Annotated in this window: 19 protein-coding genes; 9 read left to right on the plus strand and 10 right to left on the minus strand. The window is 60.6% G+C overall.

What is annotated here, in order from left to right; genetic code table 11:
* Positions 1 to 47 precede the first annotated feature (47 nt).
* Both GJ700_RS22970 and GJ700_RS22975 read right to left on the minus strand, forming a co-directional pair.
* Positions 48 to 653, minus strand: a complete 606-nt coding sequence (locus GJ700_RS22970) for a lytic transglycosylase domain-containing protein (protein ID WP_154378452.1) — start codon at positions 651 to 653, stop codon at positions 48 to 50.
* An 83-nt stretch (positions 654 to 736) separates the two neighbouring features.
* Positions 737 to 2458, minus strand: a complete 1722-nt coding sequence (locus GJ700_RS22975; RefSeq protein ID WP_154378274.1) for a proline--tRNA ligase — start codon at positions 2456 to 2458, stop codon at positions 737 to 739.
* A gap of 203 nt (positions 2459 to 2661) precedes the next feature.
* Between GJ700_RS22975 and GJ700_RS22980 the strand changes: the two genes are divergently transcribed.
* Both GJ700_RS22980 and GJ700_RS22985 read left to right on the plus strand, forming a co-directional pair.
* Positions 2662 to 3351, plus strand: a complete 690-nt coding sequence (locus tag GJ700_RS22980) for an RNA pyrophosphohydrolase (RefSeq protein ID WP_229507187.1) — start codon at positions 2662 to 2664, stop codon at positions 3349 to 3351.
* 114 nt (positions 3352 to 3465) lie between these two features.
* Positions 3466 to 3897: a DUF1841 family protein gene (locus GJ700_RS22985; protein ID WP_154378276.1), complete on the plus strand. Its 432-nt coding sequence runs from the start codon at positions 3466 to 3468 to the stop codon at positions 3895 to 3897.
* 44 nt (positions 3898 to 3941) lie between these two features.
* Here the strand turns inward: GJ700_RS22985 and GJ700_RS22990 are convergent, their stop codons facing one another.
* Both GJ700_RS22990 and GJ700_RS22995 read right to left on the minus strand, forming a co-directional pair.
* Positions 3942 to 4283 carry a c-type cytochrome gene (locus GJ700_RS22990; RefSeq protein WP_154378278.1) on the minus strand — a complete coding sequence of 114 codons (342 nt, stop codon included), beginning with the start codon at positions 4281 to 4283 and terminating at the stop codon, positions 3942 to 3944.
* An 11-nt stretch (positions 4284 to 4294) separates the two neighbouring features.
* A complete protein-coding gene (locus tag GJ700_RS22995; protein ID WP_154378280.1) occupies positions 4295 to 4627 on the minus strand; it encodes a c-type cytochrome in 333 nt (110 codons plus the stop codon).
* A 206-nt stretch (positions 4628 to 4833) separates the two neighbouring features.
* On the opposite strand from GJ700_RS22995, the gene GJ700_RS23000 reads away from it, so the two are divergent.
* The 6 genes from GJ700_RS23000 (at position 4834) to GJ700_RS23025 (ending at position 10042) form a co-directional block, all read left to right on the plus strand.
* Positions 4834 to 5700, plus strand: a complete 867-nt coding sequence (locus GJ700_RS23000) for an AAA family ATPase (protein ID WP_154378282.1) — start codon at positions 4834 to 4836, stop codon at positions 5698 to 5700.
* Positions 5700 to 6284 (plus strand): GNAT family N-acetyltransferase, encoded by a 585-nt coding sequence (locus tag GJ700_RS23005; protein ID WP_154378284.1) that lies wholly within the window; start codon positions 5700 to 5702, stop codon positions 6282 to 6284. The genes GJ700_RS23000 and GJ700_RS23005 overlap by 1 nt, the downstream gene beginning before the upstream one ends.
* 2 nt (positions 6285 to 6286) lie before the next feature.
* On the plus strand, positions 6287 to 7456 hold the full coding sequence (locus tag GJ700_RS23010; protein ID WP_154378286.1) for a vWA domain-containing protein: 1170 nt from the start codon (positions 6287 to 6289) through the stop codon (positions 7454 to 7456).
* A gap of 97 nt (positions 7457 to 7553) precedes the next feature.
* Positions 7554 to 8099 carry an RNA polymerase sigma factor gene (locus tag GJ700_RS23015; RefSeq protein ID WP_154378288.1) on the plus strand — a complete coding sequence of 182 codons (546 nt, stop codon included), beginning with the start codon at positions 7554 to 7556 and terminating at the stop codon, positions 8097 to 8099.
* Entirely contained in the window at positions 8096 to 8668 is a 573-nt protein-coding gene (locus GJ700_RS23020; RefSeq protein ID WP_154378290.1) for a hypothetical protein, read from the plus strand. Before GJ700_RS23015 ends, GJ700_RS23020 begins: the two co-directional genes overlap by 4 nt.
* Positions 8669 to 8692: 24 nt before the next feature.
* Positions 8693 to 10042 (plus strand): serine hydrolase, encoded by a 1350-nt coding sequence (locus tag GJ700_RS23025; RefSeq protein ID WP_154378292.1) that lies wholly within the window; start codon positions 8693 to 8695, stop codon positions 10040 to 10042.
* Between the two features lie 8 nt (positions 10043 to 10050).
* On the opposite strand, the gene GJ700_RS23030 is transcribed toward GJ700_RS23025, so the two are convergent.
* The 6 genes from GJ700_RS23030 to tssF are packed head-to-tail and all read right to left on the minus strand — an operon-like array spanning position 10051 to position 18825.
* Complete coding sequence (locus GJ700_RS23030; RefSeq protein WP_154378294.1) at positions 10051 to 10329, minus strand: PAAR domain-containing protein; 279 nt, start codon at positions 10327 to 10329, stop codon at positions 10051 to 10053.
* Between the two features lie 27 nt (positions 10330 to 10356).
* Positions 10357 to 11361, minus strand: a complete 1005-nt coding sequence (locus tag GJ700_RS23035; protein WP_154378296.1) for an SEL1-like repeat protein — start codon at positions 11359 to 11361, stop codon at positions 10357 to 10359.
* On the minus strand, positions 11358 to 13307 hold the full coding sequence (locus tag GJ700_RS23040) for a phospholipase D-like domain-containing protein (RefSeq protein WP_229507188.1): 1950 nt from the start codon (positions 13305 to 13307) through the stop codon (positions 11358 to 11360). The genes GJ700_RS23035 and GJ700_RS23040 overlap by 4 nt, the downstream gene beginning before the upstream one ends.
* Positions 13294 to 16089: a type VI secretion system Vgr family protein gene (locus GJ700_RS23045; RefSeq protein WP_229507189.1), complete on the minus strand. Its 2796-nt coding sequence runs from the start codon at positions 16087 to 16089 to the stop codon at positions 13294 to 13296. Before GJ700_RS23045 ends, GJ700_RS23040 begins: the two co-directional genes overlap by 14 nt.
* A gap of 16 nt (positions 16090 to 16105) precedes the next feature.
* Complete coding sequence (gene tssG, locus GJ700_RS23050; protein ID WP_154378298.1) at positions 16106 to 17107, minus strand: type VI secretion system baseplate subunit TssG; 1002 nt, start codon at positions 17105 to 17107, stop codon at positions 16106 to 16108.
* A complete protein-coding gene (gene tssF, locus GJ700_RS23055) occupies positions 17071 to 18825 on the minus strand; it encodes a type VI secretion system baseplate subunit TssF (RefSeq protein WP_154378300.1) in 1755 nt (584 codons plus the stop codon). Before tssF ends, tssG begins: the two co-directional genes overlap by 37 nt.
* Positions 18826 to 19003: 178 nt before the next feature.
* Between tssF and tssK the strand changes: the two genes are divergently transcribed.
* Complete coding sequence (gene tssK, locus GJ700_RS23060; RefSeq protein ID WP_154378302.1) at positions 19004 to 20371, plus strand: type VI secretion system baseplate subunit TssK; 1368 nt, start codon at positions 19004 to 19006, stop codon at positions 20369 to 20371.
* Positions 20372 to 20374 lie beyond the last annotated feature (3 nt).

The following is a 20374-nucleotide window of genomic DNA, read 5'->3' on the forward strand; positions in this document are numbered from 1 at the left end:
GCGCCTGCGAAGGCCCGGGGCTTTTTAATTTGGAGCGCAAGAAGAAATTACGGTGAGGCGGCCAGCGTGACGCCCGCGCCGGGCGTGTGCTTCCACTTGTTCCACGCGGCCAGCACCGCGTTCGGATATTCCGGCTTGCCGCGCGAACCGTTATAGCGGCCCAGCGCCAGGAACAGATTACCCTTCTCCATATCGATGTACATGCGCAGGATGGCGCAGCCATAGCGCAAATTCGTCTGCATGTTGAACAGCTTGCGGCGGTCCGCGTCGCCGATCACGTTAGTCCAGAACGGCATCACCTGCATGTAGCCGCGCGCGCCCACAACCGATACGGCGTACTTGCGGTACGCCGACTCCACCTGGATCAGCCCCAGCACCAGCCCGGGATCGAGCCCTGCCCGCTTGGTCTCGTACCACAGGGTTTCCAGGAATTCCGTGCGCACCTGGTCGTCCGGCAGCTTGCGCTGCAGGCGTCCCGACAGATCGGCGAACCAGGTCTGGTAGCGCTGGTGGTCGGTCGCGCTGGTGAAAACAGGTTTCGGGGGGCGCGCATCGAGGATGGCGTTGGACAGCGCCAGCCGCACGGAGTCGGCCAGCGCTTCTTCCTGCTGGTTGCCGGCAAAGCCGTACGGCGCCGCCAGCATGCCAGTCATCAGGGCCAAGCTATACCACCAGCGCAGGGGAAGCGCCCGGAGTCGGCGCCGGTCGGCGCCAGGCCGCTGGTGGTGACGCCGGTTCACGGTTGCACTTTGCCCTTGATGAAGTTGACGATGTCGGCCACCGGCACGGCGGTCGCTTCGGTATCGCGGCGGCCCTGGTATTCCAGGTTGCCTTCTTTCAGGCCGCGCTCGCCGATCACGACGCGGTGCGGCACGCCGATCAATTCCCAGTCCGCGAACATCGCGCCGGGACGCAGGCCACGGTCGTCGACGATGACGTCGATGCCGGCCGCTTCCGCCGCCGCGTACAGCTTGTCCGTTTCTTCCTTGACCATCTCGCTGCGGTCGTAACCCATCGGGCACAGCACCAGTTCAAACGGCGCCAGCGACGTCGGCCAGATAATGCCCTTGTCGTCGAAGTTCTGTTCGATGGCGGCGCCCAGGATGCGGGTCACGCCAATGCCGTAGCAACCCATTTGCAGCGGCGCGGATTTGCCCTGTTCGTCCAGGAAGGTCGCGTTCATCGATTGCGAGTACGCGGTGCCCAGCTGGAACACGTGGCCCACCTCGATGCCGCGCTCGATGGCCAGCACGCCTTTACCGTCCGGCGACGCATCGCCTTCCACCACGTTGCGCAAGTCGGCCACGAGGCTTGGCTCGGCCATGTCGCGGCCCCAGTTGGCGCCCGTGTAGTGGTAATCCGCTTCATTGGCGCCGGTGACGAAGTCCGACATCAGCGCCACGGTGCGGTCGGCCACCACGGTGACAGGCGCTTTGGTCCCGATCGGGCCCAGGTAGCCCGGCACGCAGCCATACACTTCGGCGATTTCCTCTTCGGTCGAGAAGCGGTGCTGCGCCAGGCCCGGCACCTTGCCGACCTTGATTTCATTGAGTTCGTGGTCGCCGCGCAAGAGCAGCATGAAGTACTGCTTCTTGCCGTCCGCTTCCACCGTCAGCGCGATGGTTTTCACCGTGTTTTTCAGGTCGATGTTGAGCAGCTTGGCCACGTCTTCGCATTTCTGCGCTTTCGGGGTCGAGGTTTTTTCCAGCGCGGCGCCAGGCGCGGCGCGGGTGCCGGAGGCGACGGCTTCGGCCGCTTCCATGTTGGCCGCGAAATCCGAGGTTGGGCAGTAGACCAGTGCATCTTCGCCGGTGGACGCAATCACGTGGAATTCATGCGAACCGGTGCCGCCAATGGCGCCGTTGTCGGCGGCCACGGCGCGGAATTTCAGGCCAAAGCGGGTGAAGATCCTGGTGTACGCATCGAACATGATCTGGTAAGACTTTTGCATGCCTTCCAGGTCGCGGTCGAACGAGTACGCATCCTTCATCGTGAATTCGCGGCCGCGCATCAGGCCGAAACGGGGACGGCGCTCGTCGCGGAATTTCGTCTGAATGTGGTAAAAATTCAACGGAAGCTGCTTGTAGGATTTAATTTCCGAACGAACAACATCCGTGATGACTTCTTCCGACGTGGGCTGGATCGCGAACTCGCGGCCGTGACGATCCTTCACGCGCATCAGTTCCGGGCCCATCTTGTCCCAGCGGCCCGTTTCCTGCCACAGCTCGGCCGGCTGCACCAGGGGCATCAGCAGCTCGATGGCGCCAGACTTGTTCATCTCTTCGCGGATGATGGCTTCGACCTTGCGGATCACTTTCAGGCCCATCGGCATGTAGGTGTAGATACCCGAGCCGAGGCGCTTGATCATGCCCGCGCGCATCATCAGTTTGTGGCTGACGATTTCAGCGTCGGACGGAGCTTCTTTGAGAGTTGAAATAAAAAATCGTGAGGCGCGCATACGTTGAATTCTTTTTCAAAAAGAGAGAGTTATAATCAACCTAATTTTAAAGGATTAGCTGGCTGATGCGTCCAAACTTTATACAAATGCGTTCATTGGATGGCTTGCCGGCCGCTGCCGTACCACGGCGGCGGTGTCGGCGCGCAGGTTTGTGGGCAAAAATATAAGAAGGGCGCGCGGCAGCAGAAAGTTTGAGGTGCACTATGCTCGACCGTGAAGGGTTTCGGCCCAACGTCGGCATCATCCTGCTCAACGCCCATAACGAGGTGTGGTGGGGCAAACGGGTGCGCGAGCACTCATGGCAATTCCCGCAAGGGGGTATCAAATACGGAGAAACGCCTGAACAGGCAATGTACCGGGAGCTGGAAGAAGAAATAGGATTACGAGCAGAACACGTCAAGATCATCGGACGGACCCGCGACTGGCTGCGCTACGAGGTGCCAGATCACTTTATCAAGCGGGAAATCCGTGGCCATTACCGTGGCCAGAAACAGATCTGGTTCCTGTTGCGCATGTGCGCGCGCGACAACGACGTCAACCTGCGCCTGACCGACCACCCTGAATTCGACGCCTGGCGCTGGCATGAATACTGGGTACCGCTGGATGTGGTGATCGAGTTCAAGCGCGAAGTGTACCAGCGGGCCTTGCAGGAATTGTCCCGCTTCCTGACGTGGCCGCCGCATGGCGAACGGCACCGTCACCACACGTCGCGCTACCTGCGCCAGCCGCATGCCCGGGGGCAGAATGGCAATAATGCCAATGCTGCCAACAAGGCAACCGCCACAACCGCGGCGAATGCAGGGGCACCAGGTGCCGTCCCGGAACTGGTATCGGCCACCGGGGAAGCACTGGCAGTGGTCGCACCGCAGTCCGCCATCCCGGACAAAAAGTAATCCACCCAGAACGGACGCTTCGGCGTCCGTTCTGCTTTCCAGCGCCGCATAGTGTGCGGGCAGGCTCCCGGCCGGAACAGGTACAATGGCGGATTGTCTGTATTGTGTCAGCTTATGTTCAACCCTTCCCAAAGCGACGTACGCCGCTTCTTTTGCGACGTATTCCGCAAGCAGCGCGCCCAGGAAATCCTGACGCCGCTGGAAACCATGGCCTCCGACTGGATCCGCCACCACCCCGAATACCATGACGTGCTGGCCGATGTGGACGCCGCGCTGGCGCGCGACTTTTCCGTCGACTCGGGCCAGACCAATCCCTTCCTGCACCTGTCGATGCACCTGTCGATCGACGAACAGATTTCCATCGACCAGCCGCCCGGCATCCGCGCGGCCGCCACGGCGCTGACCCTGAAACTGGATTCCGCCCACGAAGCGCAGCACCAGATCATGGATTGTCTGGGCGAGATGATCTGGAATGCGCAGCGCAGCGGCATGCCGCTCGATGCCGACGCCTACATCGAAGCCGTCCGGCGCAAGGCCGGTCAATAAAAAAAGCCACGCGATGCGTGGCTTTTTTACTGGTCAGGCAACAATCAGCGCTTCAGCACCAGCGTGCCTGGCAGGCTGTGCAGGTATGCCGCCACATCCTTGATATCCTGGCCGGACAGGTTTTGCACCTGGCCGCCCATGATGGCGTTGGCGCGGCCATTGGCCTTGTCGCCACGCTTGTACGCGGTCAGCGCGTGCGCCAGGTAATCCTGGTGCTGGCCGGCCAGCTTCGGATAGCTGGGGTCGATCGGGGTGTTGTAGTCCTTGCCGTGGCAAGCGAAGCAGTTGGCTTTCTCGGCCAGTGCCTTACCTTTTTCGATATTGCCGCCGGCGGATGCTGCGAATGGCAGTGCGGAGCAGAACAGGGCGATGATGATTTTTTTCATGTGACGTGGCCTCATTTCGCGGTTTTGGATTGCTGCGAGTAGTACGCAGCGATGTCGGCGATGTCCTGGTCGGACAGGCTGACCGCGATGCCCTTCATCGATGGGTGCTTGCGCTCACCTTTCTGGTAACCCTTCAACGCATTCTCGATGTACTTCGCCGATTGGCCGCCAATCATCGGTACCTGGAACACTTCCGGGAACGTTGCTTTGTAGCCGGGAATGGCGTGGCAACCGACACACATTTCGATCTTGGCTGGAGCGGCCTTCGGGTCTCCTACCACGTCGGCCGCTGCGGCTACGTTGGCGAGGCCCGCGAGCACGAGAACTGCGTAGATTTTTTTCATAGTGAGGACTAGGTTAACGTCAGTAAAGAAAAGCACTGCGAGGCACAACAAGTGATACTGCCAGAGCATAAAAGTTGACTTTTACGCTAATAATCATCGATTCTAACCTAATAAAATGCCGCCAGTCCACATCATCCGGACGCAGTGTGGTATAGCGTTCTGGCATATACTCGCAGGATTATTTTCCCTTACGAGACAAGTTCAACATGCATCCCGACAAAGGCCCCGCCCCACGTTTCCAGGGCTCCGACAATTACGTCGCCACTGGCGACCTGAAACTGGCAGTCAATGCCGCGCTGACCTTGCAGCGTCCGCTGCTGATCAAGGGCGAACCCGGCACCGGCAAGACCATGCTGGCCGAGGAAGTCGCGGCCGCGCTGGACATGCCGCTGATGCAGTGGCACATCAAGTCCACCACCAAGGCCCAGCAAGGCCTGTACGAATATGACGCCGTGTCGCGCCTGCGCGATTCGCAGCTGGGCGACGAGCGCGTGCGCGACATCCACAACTACATCGTCAAGGGCGTGCTGTGGCAAGCCTTCACGGCGCCGGAACCGGTGGTGTTGCTGATCGACGAGATCGACAAGGCCGACATTGAATTCCCCAACGACTTGCTGCGCGAGCTGGACCGCATGGAATTCTACGTGTACGAGACGCGCGAAATGGTGCAGGCCAAGCACCGCCCGCTGGTCATCATCACGTCCAACAACGAGAAGGAATTGCCGGACGCCTTCCTGCGCCGCTGCTTCTTCCACTACATTAAATTCCCGGACAAGGACACGATGGAAGCCATCGTCAAGGTCCACTACCCGAACCTGAAGCAGGAATTGCTGGCGCAGGCGCTGCAAACCTTCTATGAAGTGCGCGACGTGCCTGGCCTGAAGAAAAAACCGTCGACGTCGGAATTCCTCGACTGGCTGAAACTGCTGCTGGCCGAAGACATCCCGGCCGAAGCGCTGCGCAGCAAGGACCAGAAGGCAATCGTGCCGCCGCTGCATGGGGCGCTGCTGAAAAACGAGCAGGATGTGCACCTGTTCGAACGCCTGGTGTTCATGAACCGGAACAGCCGCTGATGAAGGATTTGGCCAACTGCACGCTGGAATTGAACGGCGTGCGCCTGGAACCGCTGGGTCTCCAGCACGCGGCCGGCCTGCGCGCCGCCGCGGCGGACGGCGAGTTATGGAAGCTGCGCATCACGTCGGTGCCGGAACCGCATGAGACGGACGCATACATCCAGGCCGCGCTGGACATGCGCCCTTCCCGCTTTGCCTTTGCCGTCATCGACGCCACCAGCAACACCGTGATCGGCACCACCAGCTACCACGATATCGTTCCCGCGATTGGCCGCGTGGAAATCGGCTACACGTGGTATGCGCGCAGCCGCCAGCGCACGTCCGTCAATACGTCGTGCAAGCTGATGCTGCTGTCGCACGCGTTTGACACACTGGATTGCGCCGTGGTGGGATTCCGCACCGATAATTTCAATTACACGTCGCAGGCCGCCATCGAGCGCCTGGGCGCAAAGAAGGATGGCGTGCTGCGCCACCACGGGCTGCGCCGCGACGGCACCGTGCGCGACACCGTCATGTACAGCATCACGCGCGGCGAATGGCCTGAAGTCAGGGCGCATTTGCGCTACCGGTTGCAGCGAGGCTGATTATGCTGATTGATTTTTTCTTCACGCTCAAGGAAGCGAAGATCCCCGTCTCCATCAAGGAATTCCTGACCTTGCTGGAAGCGATGCAAAAGAACGTCATCGACACGTCGCTGGACGATTTTTATTACCTGGCCCGCCTCACGCTGGTCAAGGATGAAGCGCACTTCGACAAGTTCGACCGCGCGTTTGCCCAATATTTCAAGGGCATCAACGGCGCCTTCGACACCAATGCCGGCATTCCGCTGGACTGGCTGATGCAGCGCATGAAGCGGGAACTGACGCCGGAGCAGATCGCCGCGCTGGAAAAATTCGGCTACGACAAGCTGATGGACCGGCTCAACGAATTGCTGAAGGAGCAGAAAGAGCGCCACGAAGGCGGCAGCAAGTGGATCGGCACCGGCGGCACGTCGCCGTTCGGCCATGGCGGCACCAATCCGGAAGGCATCCGCATCGGCGGCAAGGGCGGCAACCGTACGGCGGTCAAGGTGTGGGAGCAGCGCGCCTACAAGGATTACGACGGCGACCGCGAACTGGGCACGCGCAACATCAAGGTGGCGCTGCGCCGCCTGCGTAAGTTCGCGCGCGAAGGCCACGAGGAGGAACTGGCGCTGGACCAGACCATCCGCGCCACCGCCAACAACGCGGGCTTCCTCGACATCAAGATGCAGCCCGAGCGCAAGAACAATATCAAGGTGCTGATGTTGCTGGATGTGGGCGGCACGATGGATGACCACATCGAGCGCACGGAGGAATTGTTCTCGGCGGCGAAGACGGAATTCAAGAACATGGAATTCTTCTATTTCCACAACTGCGTCTACGATTACCTGTGGAAGAACAACCGCCGCCGCAACGCGGAACGCTTTTCCACTTGGGACGTACTGCGCAAGTACACGCCGGACACCAAGCTGATTTTCGTCGGCGACGCCACCATGAGCCCCTATGAAATCCTGCAGCCGGGCGGCTCCGTGGAATACAACAACGAGGAAGCGGGCGCCGAATGGGTGGCCCGTTTCACGTCCGCGTTCCCGAAATTTATCTGGCTCAATCCGGAACCGGAAGGCCTGTGGCAATACCGCCAGTCCGTCAACATCATGCGCCAGTTGATGAACAACCGCATGTTCCCCATCACCATCGAGGGGTTGGAGCGGGCGATGCGGATGCTCAGCAAGTAGGCAAATGGGACTGCGGTCCCATTTTTTTCGCCCCTGCTGTAAGAAACCCGCACGGCCGGTGACTACCTGTTCAAGTACAGCTCATCCAGCCCCCCCCATGACCGCCCGACCTCCGTTGAACCCAGCCTGCGCCAGCCAGAACGACCGCTACAGGCACGCCATAGCGACCTATGGCCCGGATATCGCCCGCTTCGCCATGGGCTATGAACGCGATGCAGCCAAACGGCAGGAACTGGTACAGGAAATCCACGTCGCGCTGTGGCAAAGCTTCGCCACCTACAAGGAACAATGCTCGCTGCGCACGTGGGTCTACCGCGTCGCACACAACGTGGGCGCCACGCATATCCAGCGCACTTTCCGCAAGGCCGACCGTATCAGCCTGGAACTGGATGAAGCGGAACAGGTACCGGACGAGCGCGATGGTATTGCCGACGCCGAACGGCGCATGGATATGGAGCGGTTGCTGGCGCTGATTCACAAACTGGCGCCGCTGGACCGCGAAGTGATGCTGCTGTACCTGGAAGACCTGGACGCCGCCGCCATCGGCGACGTCACAGGTATTTCCGCGCGCAATGTCGCGACCAAGATCCACCGCATCAAAGCGCTGCTGGCCCGCCAGATGGGCACGAAAGGTCAATCATGAACGAACAGGATGTCAAAAACATGTGGCGGTCGACGCCGGCCACTGGCGGAGAAGCGCTGCCGGAAGCGGAGCTGGTCAAACGCGCGAACCGCTTCCAGCGCCGCATCGCCCGCCGTAATTTCCTTGAATACGCGGCGGCGCTGCTGGTGTGCGCCGGTTTCGTGCACTACCTGTGGGCCTTCCCGGATCCGCTGATGCGGGCCGGAAGCGTGCTGACGATCATCGGCACGCTGGTGGTGGTGTGGCAATTGCACCGCCGCGCATCCAGCCGCCCGCTGCCAAGCGTGGCATCCGCACTGCCGAGCCGCGACTTTCACCGCGCCGAACTGGTCCGCCAGCGCGATGCGCTGCGCGCCGTGTGGCTGTGGTATGTGGCGCCGCTGGTGCCAGGCATGGTGGTGTTCCGCTGGGGCGTGAACACCAATCCAGATCCCTCGCTGCCGTTTGCGCGCGGCTGGGCGGCAGATGGCGTCATTTGCTGTGTGATGCTGACCGTCATTTTGCTAAACCTGTACGGCGCGCACAAGCTGCAGCGCCAGATCGACCAGCTCGATCAAATTAACACGTAACCGCTTACTTCAACCGGAGATCCCATGAAACGTTCCCCCCTCACGGCGGGGCGGACGGCGCTCGCCTGTGCCCTCGCCGCATCCGTTCTTACCGCTGCCGCCGCCCCCACGCTGCACGACAGCGCCCGCCGCCTCGCCACCCAGCGCACCGCCAACGGCGCCGTGGCCAGCATCGTGATCGGCATCGTCGAGCAAGGCGGCGATCCCGCCATCCACGGCTTTGGTTCAGTGAACGGCCGCGCACCCGACGGTGACACCGTATATGAAATCGGCTCCGTCACCAAGACTTTCACTGCGCTGCTGCTGGCGCAGGAAGCGGCAGGCGGAAAACTGGCGCTGGACGAACCGGTGCAGCACCTGCTGCCCGGCTACGCCATCCCCGCGTGGCAGGGCCAGGCCATCACCTTGCGCGACCTTGCCACGCAAACGTCCGGGCTGCCCCGCCTGCCTACGGGCTTCATGCCGCCCGACATGACCAATCCGTACGCGGCATATGGCGCAACGGAGCTGCAAGCGTTCCTGCGCAATCACCATCTCGCCCGCAAGCCGGGCGCGGTGTATGAATACTCGAACCTGGGCTACGGCTTGCTGGGCGTGGCGCTGTCCACCCGCGCCGGCCAATCCTATGCAACCCTGGTGCATGACCGCATTGCCGCGCCGCTGGGCATGCTATCGACCGCCGTCACACTGACAACGGCCATGCGCGCCAGACTGGCGCTCGGGCATGATGGCGCGGGCAAACCCGCAGCCAACTGGGATTTCGACACCATGGCCGGCGCCGGCGCGCTGCGCTCCACGGCGGCCGACATGCTGCGCTACCTGACAACACTGATGCCCACCGCCGCAGGCAGCCCGTATGCGCTGGCCATCCAGCGCCAGCGTCCCGCCATCCCTGGCGCCGATATCGCACTGGGCTGGCATTTGAGCGACGTGCGCGGCACGCGCATCGTCTGGCACAACGGCCAAACCGGCGGCTATGCCGCTTTTGCCGGCGTCACGGCGGATGGCAAACGGGGCGTGGTGGTGCTGGCCAATACGTCCGCGCCGATGGACGACATCGCGCTGGCGGCGCTGGTCCCCGGAGCGGCGCCGCCACCGGAGATCGTGGCATTGACGCCGGACGTGCTGGCCGGTTACACCGGCAAATACCAGCTGGCGCCCGGCTTTGTGTTGACGATCCAGCCGCAGCGCCAGGGCTTGCAGGTACAGGCGACCGGGCAGCCGCCGTTCGAAGCGCAGGCCACGGCGCGCGATGAGTTCGTTGTCGCCGCGGTGGATGCCCGGCTGAGTTTCCGGCGCAATGCTGCCGGCACGGTGGAGAGCGTGGTGTTGCGGCAGCATGGGCAGGAAGTGCCGGGGAAGAGGATCGAGTAATCTGATCTCTATCCCACATCTGCCCGACTGCGGCCTATCAATTTACAGCCGCATTCGGTCGTGCTGCCATGGACGGCAACGGGAATGCCGTCCACTGTCACGGCATTGTGGGCCGTGATGATTTTATTGATGCCGTGCGGTTTGCCACCGGGGTAGCATCGGGGACATTCCACTTTGTCGCCCAAGCGGGCAATGGCTTTGCCGTCGATATCGTGCTTGGGCGAGCCTGTGATGACTTTGCCGCCATGGTCAGTGGCATCGCCGACCACGATGATTTGCAGGGACATTTGCGACTCCTTGCGTTTGGCTGCGCATTAGTAGGTTGGTGGGCCTTCCGGCTCCGGAGTCAAGGCAGCTTCGATGCCATGCCATTCCGGTAAAGCGGCTGGCGGCAGGGGAAGCACCTTATCCAATCTTCCCAACCGCAAGTCGCGATTCAGGTCCAGAGCGTCGTAAATTTCCTTATAACGGCGCGCTCGCTCTGGGTCCCGGTCTGAACCAAGCGCTTTCAGCATTTCTTCTTTTTTGGCAATGCCGTCGTCAGTATCAAATATGAGATTAAGTGCCGATGCACTTTCACTATCACCGAAGGTTACGCCATCCTGATATAAGCGCACGGCTTCCATGGCCCGCCCCTCTATCTTAGCAATCACAGCTAGTTGATATGCAGCCGCTCCGAAACCTTGTTTATATGCACATTGCAGCATCAATTCCTCCTCATTCAGGCGTCGTGCTCTACCATATGCATCAGCCAATGCCATCAATGCTTCTGGACTGCCTAATTTTGCAGCCTTCAAATATAAAGCCCACGCAATTTCTTTACTTTGTTCCACTCCCCCATATCCTTTTTCATACGCCACGCCCAAATCGTAGAATCCCCATGCTTGACCTGCCTCCACAGCAGTTTTAACAATGGCGATTGACTTTTCCGGATCCGGATCTAGAACATGATTTGAAGAAGTTATGCCCAGCCCCAACCGATAAAAGTTAGCAAGAAGAGCTTTGGCACCCCAGTCCCCCTTTTCAGCAGAAAACATAACATCATACAATATCGATTTATTTTCCTCTTTATCAAACAACCACGCCTGTTTACTGCGCCATCTTTTTCGTGCGCTTAGATATATATCATACGGTTCTTTTGAACGAACATCAGGCATATGATCTCTCCACCGCCCACAAATGGGCGGCACACTATTTACATCAAAATTCGGCAATTTTAAGATAGCATCATGCATAGCGTCTCCCTTCGCGCAACCTTCAGCGAAAATCAAAAAAGCAGCTAAGAGAAAAATTTCACGAATGAAGAATTTTCTTTTCATACCACGGGCTCTCCTGGCTCTCTATCCACAAAGAACGGCAACAGCATGCTCGCCAACTGGTCACCACGTTTTTTAGCAGCCTTATTATCTTCCATGGCAGCCCGCCAATTAAAAAATGTTGAAGCCATATCCCCAAAGCAATCCGGCCCATACTTCTTTGTACATTGATAAAAAAGATCCCGCCTCAATCCATACGCAACATCACTTGCCGTACTCAACACATTTAGCTCACTATCAATAGCCATACTTCTGAGATTGAGGTTGGCTGATCCAATCGTAAAAGCTGCATCATCCACAATAGCAACCTTCGCGTGAATGTAAATTTCTTCATACTCATCAGGATTCAGCCTCACACCTGCAGTCATCTTCCTGCACGTCCAAAGCGACCCCACAACCACATTTATTCCATAAGCCTTCATTGTTTCCAATGAAACTGGAAGCTTACCCTTTCCTTTACTCGCATTTTCCATTGCCCTTTTATGCTCAACCACCATGGAGTCACTTTTCCCTAATTTCGAAATCGTGTCATAGGTCGGAAGGTCCATCCCTTTATCCTCTGGCGTTGATGTGAGGATAAAAACGTAAATCGGCTTAAGGAATTTGTTATCCCTCAGCCTTTCCACGCACTTCACAAGGTAGGCTGACCATGTGTCATATTGTATGTACTGATTTTGAATAAAAATGTAATGATGTATTTGCCGCGTCAAATTTGCATAGCACTCCTTGATGGACTTTTCCCCATGCAGCGGTTGCGTTCTCAGCAATTGAACGCTATGCCGGCCGTCATCGAGTATGAAGGACTTCCAGCTTATTTCCCTCCTCGTTTTCAACCCTTCATTATCTTTGGCGCTGGCTTCAGTTTTCCTGTTCAACAAAGGCTTTAAAAGAACGCCTATCACCTCAAAGAAAAAAGAAGTTGGCGGCGCGGATTCTGCCCAAGCCTGACAAAAATTATGATTAAGATCATAGAGTACCGGACCACGCAGGCGGCATGAAACATCCTGGTATGGTTTAGTCACATAGCTACGCTCATCGATATATTGCTGAGCAGCACTAGATACCTGAAGCAACTCAGCGTCAGAATAGCCAAAGGACGGCAATCCATTCGACCCAGCAGTACCAGCAGTCACCGCAATGGAACCTGCGCGATTGCAGGCCTCATTCATAATCTTCTTGGCGTCACTTTTAAAAAACCGCTCCCGACGCGAGTCACGGAACAGATGTTCTTCCGTATCCCAGAAATCCGTCACGCTGTTATGCCCCATGACATAACCAATCGCGGACTGCGGATCTTCGTAATCTATCAACATCATTTTCTGATGATGAGTAGCATAGAGCTCAGATGCCTTCACCATATAGCCCGGAGGCTCACACTCACCGACAAGAGCAGGTTTCAAGTATTTGTTAGGAACCATTCGTACGTGAAACTCTATAGACCCCGCGTTGCCTGATCTCACATCAGCAAACCAGTCCGCGTTGTAGTCCTGATGTTCTGGTCCGTAAAATTCTTTTTTCATATAGCATCCCACGGCCGGATATTGCGCTCCATAATACCCTGGAATGTTTTTCATTTTTGACTGAGAAAGCACATCGTCATGCCAGACAATTATGCGAACCGTGACGGGGTGCTTTTCCCTTCCAGCTATTTTCTTCAATATGTCGCCATACCTTTCGCCCTCCTCAGCCTCTCCTCCTCTCATCAGTACCATGCCGGGATCAAATCCCCATGTGATGATATCCACACTTCGTTTCGCATTCCTCAGATCCTGAGCTATACGCCCAAACGTCTTTTCGCCACAAATCAACGGCTCTATTGCGCAGTTATGTTTGGGAAAATATACCTGCCTATTTTCCCGCACCCACCAAGGCAGCACCAAACAACTATAGGGCGCGGAGGTTGAATCGTAATAAAGGTTTTGTATATAGAGTTTTTCATTCTCGTCCATATGAGTCTCCCCCTGATGAATCAAGCCATGTCGAAGTAAACGGATTGGAAAGAAGCCTGTCCTCGTCAAGATTGGAGGAATGCTCAGTCAACGCCCCGCCTGGATTCACATACCCATGGAAGCCCATGCCGCTACTGGTCTTATCGGGAGAACTCTCTCTGGTGGGAAGGATGCGGAATACTTGTCCATTCACCAACTCGAGGCGATACGTGCTTTCAGCGGCCAATTCATGTTTGAAGACCAGCGCCCCGTCTTGATTCAACTGCCCCTCTTCCAGCAAGGAGTCATCCTTGAAAAGCTTGTAAGGCAACCCGGAACATGCGCGTCCCGCCGCACTCGCATGCGTTCCCACGTTAAGCGCGCCGCGCCCCTTCAGTTCTGCCAACCCTGGCATCACCACATCCACATCACTATTCTTCGGCCCGACAAAACTATGCCGCGCCGCGTGTCCAACGTAGTTCCCATTGGTGCCCCGCTCGATCCCGTCAGCGTTAAGCTTCATGTAGCTCCCACCGCCATTGATGACCACCTCTTCCTTGGCAGTGATAAGAATGCGATTCGCCGTCTGCGAGATTTCCAACTTGGACAGCAACCGGATGTTGTCCGTCAGCGCCTGAATATCGATGTCCCCTGCAGCCGCCACCAGCTTCATCCCGGCCTGCTGCACGAACAGCCGTAGCGAGCGCTTAATGGTGGCGAACAAGCTCTCCCCGCTGGACAGTGAGAAGCTCTTGCCGCAACTAAGCGCTGTATGCTGATCGCTGGCGATATGCGTGCTGCCCGCAGTTGTGCTGGCGATGCCTGCCGGGCTGGCAAACACCAGGTGTGAGGCCAGTGCTTTTCCATCCTTGCCTGCCATTGCGCGCTGCTGTGTCTCCAGCGTCTTCATGACATCGGCCTGCTGTCGGGCAGCTTCACCGTCATGCTGCTGCGCGAGCTCCGCCAGACTGGCGTGGCTTTGCTGCGCGCGATCCAGGCGCATCGCGGTTTCTTCCATACTGGCCGTCTGTGAACGCGCAGCAGTGCGCTCCTCCGTCGTCACCAACATCCCCCTCCCAGCCCGCACCACCCCATGCCCATCCGTCCTCAACTCAAATCCCTCCCCACGCACCTCTCCCCGCCCCGCCTTGCTTTCCACCCGCACGATATGCCCCAGCGCCAACTGGCTATGCAAATGATCACTGCGCAACTGCGCCTGCAACTGGTCCCGCGTGTCATCCATCACCAGCTGATTCCCGCGCGAACCGCCAAGCTCCCTGCTCCGCCACCCCGACAACGCCCGCTGCCCCCGCAACTCCCACGGTGGCGCATGCCTCCCGTTGTAAACCACCCCTGTCACAATCGGATGGTCCACATTCCCATTGACGAACTGCACCACCACTTCCTGCCCGACGCGCGGCAACCCGATCTGCCCGAACCCCGCACCGGCCACCGGCATCGCCACCCGCACCCACGGCTCGGCGCCGCCCGTCCCCGTTCCCAACCGGTCCCAGTGGAACTGCACCTTGATCCTCCCCAGGTCATCCGTGTGAATCTCTTCCCCCGCAGGGCCCACGACGATGGCCGTCTGCACACCCGGGTCGGCGCAAGGCTGGCTGTGGTAACCCCGCTCCGGATACCAGCGCCGCTCCTGGCGGATACACGTGAACCGGTTCGTGTAGCGCGATTCCGCATGGCGCCCGTCCTGGTAGTTGTTGCTGGCGTTGTGCTCCACCGCCAGGATCAGGTAGCTGCGGCCCTCGCGCGAAGCGTCGCCGATTTCCTTAGCGGGTGCCTGGCCGCTGAAATGTTCTTCCAGCTTGAAGCAGCGCCCCGGCTGCGCATTGCGGTCGTTGCCGGACGCTTCGAAGGTCTGGTACAGCGCTTCCCGCCCATCGCTGCGCCGTTGCGCCAGCGGTTCCCCTTCGCGGCTGCCCTGGTACGCCCTGGCGCCCGCGTATTCGTGCACTTCATGCTCGAACAGGTCGCCCTGCACATAACGGGTCTGCGCCGAGATATGTTGTGGCGACGGGTTCTTGTAATCGAACGTGGACAACGTCAGCCTGTTCGCGCCGATGCGGCGTACTGCCTGCCATTGGTGGATGCTGTCGTCTTCCTTCGATCCCGCTTCGCTGCGGAACGGCATGCCGTCCGGCGCTTCCGTGCCGTCACGCGCATCGATGGGGTCCAGCATCATGGTGTCGTCACCGAGCCACAAGGTATGGCCATTGGCGCGGTGCTCGTACCAGTAATGCCAGCCGCGCGCTTCCCAGCGCCGGTGCAAGTGGTTGTAGTCCGTCTCGTTGTACTGGTTGGCGCAGGTGATGGGCGGATCGCCGTGATACAGGCGCGTTTGCCAGTCGTGCTGCACGCAGTGGCGCAGCGTCAGTTCCGTGATCTGCAGCAGCGTGCGGCCATGGAAGCCGACGCAATCCTGGCGCAGCCGGACAAACGCCATCCACGGTTCCAGCACCATGCGGTATTTCGCCAGGCCGCCATCGGCGCCCAGCAGGCTGAATTCTGTCACGTAGCCATTGAAATGGCGCAGCAAGCCGTCGTTGCGCACCAGCGAGATGGTCACCATCTTGCCCATCATCGACGTCAGCGCAATATGCGCGTCGTCCGACAGCAATTCCGCTTCGTAGCGGAATGAGCGCGACATCTCTTCGCGCGCATGCAGGGTATTGACCAGCAACACCGCATATTCCGGGCCATCATCGCGCGGAAAATCCATCGTCAGCAAACGGCCATGCTGGCTTTCGCCATCCAGCACCGACTGTATCCACGTCCTTGCGCCATCCATCGCCATCCTCCTTGCGCTACAACTGCAACAGATACCGCACTTGCGCCCGCCCCACCCGCCCATGACGATCCGGCAAAAAGGTATCCCAGCCCAGCCGGCGCCGCCGGCCAGGCGGTTCCAATACCAGCGGGCGTATCACCTGGGGCGCCAGCAACAGCCGTACTTCAAACGTCAGCGAAGGTGCGGCACACAGCCGCAACAGCTCGGCCAGCGCCGCCGCACCCTCGCCACCCGGTAGAAACCGCTCCAGTTCATCGGCTTGCAGCGGCCCGATATCGAGCCGCACGCCGCGTTCGGGCCGGAACAACCGGGCGCCCAGCATGGCGCCGCCCCCCAGCATGGGACGGGTACGCCCCAGCACAGAGCGGCGCGCCTGCGGCACGGGTTCCCACCTGCCGGCAAATTGTTCGCAAGCGAGGGGCACCCTGAAATAACCGCCCAATATCTGGGCAATGGCCATTCCGCTGACTGGCCGCATGCGCAGCAAGCCCGCGTAATATGCCGCCACATGGTCGTAGGGATGGCGGGGCGCTGGCTGCACGCCGGACAGCGCCAGCAGCAACGGTAGCAAGTTGTCGGCACCGCCCGTGGCCAGGCCATGCTCGAGCCGCCGCAACTCGTCCGCCTGGCAATGCAGCGCCATCAGGCGCGACGACAACAGGTCGATGAACGCGCACACGCCGCGACGCTGGTCCCCCGACGGCAAGTCGGCGATGTGCTGCGTGTCGTGCAGCGGCAGCGCGCCCGCCGCCCCCAGCAAGCCGATAAAGGCGGGCGTCAGCGCGACTTCCAGCTCAGGGTCCGACATCTCCAGCGCCACCAGCTCGGCAGCGGGAAACGCCAGCGACAAGCTGTTACGAAACCCCAGCACCCGCGCATACGCTTCGTCCTGCGCTATCCCCTGCGCTGCCAGCCAGCGCAACAGCAACCGCAGCGCCTGCGCCACGCTGAAGCGCCACGGTTCATCCCGCAGGCGCCGGATCACGCCAGGCTGGCATAGCCGCTGCGAGGTGCGCATCGTTTCAGCTCCTTGCCCGTGCGGGCAGACAGGGCCACCAGTTCGACAAAGCTGTTGACCTGCACATACAGCCCGAAATAGTGGTCCAGCACATCGATAAACAGGCTGATGCCGCTGCCGGCATAGGCTTCCTCCTCCAGCGTGATCCGCACTTCGATGCCGTGCGCCAGCGACGCACCGTGCGGATGGCGCAGCCACGCCGTGGCGTGCACCTGTTCCAGCGCCACCACGCCGGCAATCTGGCGGCGCGAAATCGCGTCCTGGCGCAAGTCGTACAGCGCCAGCATTTCCCGCAGCGCCTGCACGCCTTGCGGCGCCAGCGCACGCTGGTTCAGCGCCAGGTGGGAAATCAGGCGCCAGTGCAGCGCCGCACCGGAAGGCGGCCGCAACGCCGCCGATGGCATGCGCACGCAGCGCATGGCGGCGCTCCCGCTGCGCAATACGCTATCGCGCAATTGCGCGGGCAAATCCCGATTGCTGCACGTGAGCCGCAACGACAACGTGCACGGCTCCAATGCCAGCGGCATGCGGCGCGCATCGACCAGCGACAGCCGCTTTTCGTACCCGGGACTGCTGGCCGCCAGCATGTCGTCGGTGCGCAGCATCCAGTAGCGGCCCGTACTCTGCTCGCCATGGCGCAGCGAATACAGCGGGCGGAAATCCACCAGCACCTGCTCCGTACCGTGTTTTTCCATCGCCTGCACGCTGTCCACGGAAAACACTTCATACGCGGCCGGGGTGGTCGGATGGGCGCGCACCGCGTAATCCAGCTCTTCATGCGTGACGGCGACAGGTTCGCCCGGATGCCGGAACAGGTTCACCACGGGAGTGCAGCCCGGCAGAAAATTGGCGGAGGAGACATGACGCAAGATGCGCGCCGCATGGGAATCCGGCCCCGCCCCGGCCAGCGCCACGTGCAGCACCCAGGTTTCCGCCGCCGATGGCGCGCACGCGCGCAGCGCCGCCACGTCCACATCGATAAAATTGAATTTCGCAGGAAACGCAAAGTATTCCGCCAGCAGGCGCTGCGCGGGATGCGAGCGGCCATCGGCCGGCAACAACGCCTCGTCCTCCGCAAAGCCGGCCGCAATCAGAGGCAAAGCCGGCAACGCCACCCAGTTGCGCCCCTGCTCCACCCAGGCGCATACGGCCTGCATGCACAGCGCATCGCGCAGCGCGGCGCATAGCGGCGCTTCACCATCGAGATACAGCCGCGCCCTGTCGGCGCCACATGCATGCAGTTCGATACGCAGTCCCGCGCACGCATCGGGCGGCAGCACTATGGCGGGCGGCGCCGCAAGCGGGGGTTCGAAAGCGGCGGCCAGCACCGTCACTGCCTGGCCATCGACCGGGAACACGGTGCGGAACTTGCACGGCACGTCGTTCACTGGCGCGGACTCCAGCTCCGTGCCACGCGGCGTACCGGCGCCGTCCGTCGACTGCGCAATGGCGCACGACGGAAACGGCCGCAAATAGTGGGGCAGCAACAGTTCCAGCAATGCTTCCGTCACGTGCGCATGGCCGTCATCGATGCGCATGGCCACGCGGGCCGCCAATAGCGCGACGGACTGGATCAGGCGCTCGGTTTGCGGTTCCGCCTCCTGGCTGTCATCGAGCTGCAACTGCGCCGCCACTTTCGGATAGCGCGCGGCAAACTGGCCCGCGTGGCGTCGCAACATGACCAGTTCGCGTTCGTAGTACGGCAGCAATCGCTCCATCGGCCCTCCTCCAGTGAACGGGGTGAAGGGCCATTATTTCCGTCTGTCTTTTCGGCAACTTGCGCAAATGCAAATTCAATCGAGAAAGATTTCAGATCGGCAATCACTTGCGGCGGCGCAAAGAACCAGCAGGACGGTCACGGCAAGCTGCCCTTTCCATCACTCCCGGGAGCACGCCATGAGCCTGCCATTGAAGGTATTGTGGACCGAAGGTTTAATGCTGGGGCCACTGCATTTGCAGCAGCAAGACCGCTACCACGAAGCGCGGGCGCAGCGCATGGCCGCCATGCTGCAGCCGCACCTGTGGGGCATCCGCGACGTGCGGTGGAACGATGAAAGCCTGCGCAACGGCGTGTTGCAGGCGGAAGTGCTGTCGCTGGTGTTCCCGGACGGCGAATGCTACGACGCGCCCGGCGCCGACGCCTTGCCGCCGGCGCTGGACCTGGACCAGCTGGCGCAGGACGAACAGGCCTGCACGATTTGCGCGCTGCTGCCCGCGCTGCATGCGCATGGCGGCAACGTGCAGGCAAATGGCGCCGCCGCTGCCGTGCGCTATGCGCGGCATGAACGGGAAACCCTGGATTTGTACGAAGGCGCGCCGTCCGAACAGATTGCCTACCTGCGCAAGGCGGTGCGGCTGGCGCCGCAGGCGGACCGGGACAGCAACGGTGCCGTCGCCTTGCCCGTGATCCGCATCCGCCGCCTGGCCACGGGCGGCTTCGAAGCGGATCCCGCCTTCATTCCGCCCGCCGTCACGGTCTCCGCCACCGGCTTGCAGCGCATGCTCGAAGGGCTGGTCGACAAGTTACAGGCCAAGGTCGACGCGCTGCACGAGCGGCACCGGCAGCCGGCCAAGGATGTGGTGTCTTTCCACAGCGGCGACATCACGTCGTACCTGATGCTCAACGCCATCAGCACCTGCGGCGCGGCGCTGGTGCACTGCGCGCGCCACGGCCAGCATCATCCAGAATCCCTGTTCGAGCGGATGACGACACTGGCCGGTGGCCTGATGTCGTTTTCCACCCGCTATGCGCTGGCCGATTTGCCCGCTTACCGCCATGCGGACGCCGGTCCCGGTTTCGCGCGGCTGGCCGCGATGATCCGCGACCTGGCCGACACGGTGCTGTCGTCGCGCTATTTCACGATCCCGCTGCCGCCCGATCCCGACCGGCCGGGCCGCTACCGCACCCGCATCGACCCGGCCCAGGTCGACCGCGCCACCGCGCTGTGCCTGGCCGTCAGCGCGGACATGCCGGCGCTGGAACTGGTGGCGGCCGTGCCGCTGCGTTTCAAATGCGGCGCGCCGGACGACGTCGAGCGCATGGTCGGCATGGCGCTGCCCGGCATCCCGCTCACGCACATGGCGCAAGTGCCGCACGACGTGCCGATCCGCCCCAACACGTATTACTTCACTTTCGACCACCGCAACACGCTGTACGACACGATGCTGAAAGCGCAGGCGCTGGCGCTGTATGCGCCGGACGGCATGAAGGCGCTGAAGGTGGATTTATTTGCGCTGAAGGGCGAGGCGGGCGAGCTGGGATGACCC

Origin of the sequence: Pseudoduganella rivuli (assembly GCF_009674485.1) — a bacterium.
GTDB lineage: Bacteria > Pseudomonadota > Gammaproteobacteria > Burkholderiales > Burkholderiaceae_D > Rugamonas > Rugamonas rivuli_B.

Bases quoted from the DNA above. Each gene is read 5' to 3' on its own strand.
- GJ700_RS23015 (WP_154378288.1), top strand. From the start codon at position 7,554: ATGACCGCCCGACCTCCGTTGAACCCAGCCTGCGCCAGCCAGAACGAC.
- GJ700_RS23035 (WP_154378296.1), bottom strand. From the start codon at position 11,361: ATGAAAAGAAAATTCTTCATTCGTGAAATTTTTCTCTTAGCTGCTTTT.
- tssF (WP_154378300.1), bottom strand. From the start codon at position 18,825: ATGGAGCGATTGCTGCCGTACTACGAACGCGAACTGGTCATGTTGCGA.
- GJ700_RS23025 (WP_154378292.1), top strand. From the start codon at position 8,693: ATGAAACGTTCCCCCCTCACGGCGGGGCGGACGGCGCTCGCCTGTGCC.
- GJ700_RS22975 (WP_154378274.1), bottom strand. From the start codon at position 2,458: ATGCGCGCCTCACGATTTTTTATTTCAACTCTCAAAGAAGCTCCGTCC.
- GJ700_RS23040 (WP_229507188.1), bottom strand. From the start codon at position 13,307: ATGGACGAGAATGAAAAACTCTATATACAAAACCTTTATTACGATTCA.
- tssK (WP_154378302.1), top strand. From the start codon at position 19,004: ATGAGCCTGCCATTGAAGGTATTGTGGACCGAAGGTTTAATGCTGGGG.
- GJ700_RS23045 (WP_229507189.1), bottom strand. From the start codon at position 16,089: ATGGATGGCGCAAGGACGTGGATACAGTCGGTGCTGGATGGCGAAAGC.
- GJ700_RS23010 (WP_154378286.1), top strand. From the start codon at position 6,287: ATGCTGATTGATTTTTTCTTCACGCTCAAGGAAGCGAAGATCCCCGTC.
- GJ700_RS22990 (WP_154378278.1), bottom strand. From the start codon at position 4,283: ATGAAAAAAATCATCATCGCCCTGTTCTGCTCCGCACTGCCATTCGCA.
- GJ700_RS23005 (WP_154378284.1), top strand. From the start codon at position 5,700: ATGAAGGATTTGGCCAACTGCACGCTGGAATTGAACGGCGTGCGCCTG.
- GJ700_RS23030 (WP_154378294.1), bottom strand. From the start codon at position 10,329: ATGTCCCTGCAAATCATCGTGGTCGGCGATGCCACTGACCATGGCGGC.
- tssG (WP_154378298.1), bottom strand. From the start codon at position 17,107: ATGCGCACCTCGCAGCGGCTATGCCAGCCTGGCGTGATCCGGCGCCTG.
- GJ700_RS22980 (WP_229507187.1), top strand. From the start codon at position 2,662: ATGCTCGACCGTGAAGGGTTTCGGCCCAACGTCGGCATCATCCTGCTC.
- GJ700_RS23020 (WP_154378290.1), top strand. From the start codon at position 8,096: ATGAACGAACAGGATGTCAAAAACATGTGGCGGTCGACGCCGGCCACT.
- GJ700_RS23000 (WP_154378282.1), top strand. From the start codon at position 4,834: ATGCATCCCGACAAAGGCCCCGCCCCACGTTTCCAGGGCTCCGACAAT.
- GJ700_RS22995 (WP_154378280.1), bottom strand. From the start codon at position 4,627: ATGAAAAAAATCTACGCAGTTCTCGTGCTCGCGGGCCTCGCCAACGTA.
- GJ700_RS22970 (WP_154378452.1), bottom strand. From the start codon at position 653: ATGACTGGCATGCTGGCGGCGCCGTACGGCTTTGCCGGCAACCAGCAG.
- GJ700_RS22985 (WP_154378276.1), top strand. From the start codon at position 3,466: ATGTTCAACCCTTCCCAAAGCGACGTACGCCGCTTCTTTTGCGACGTA.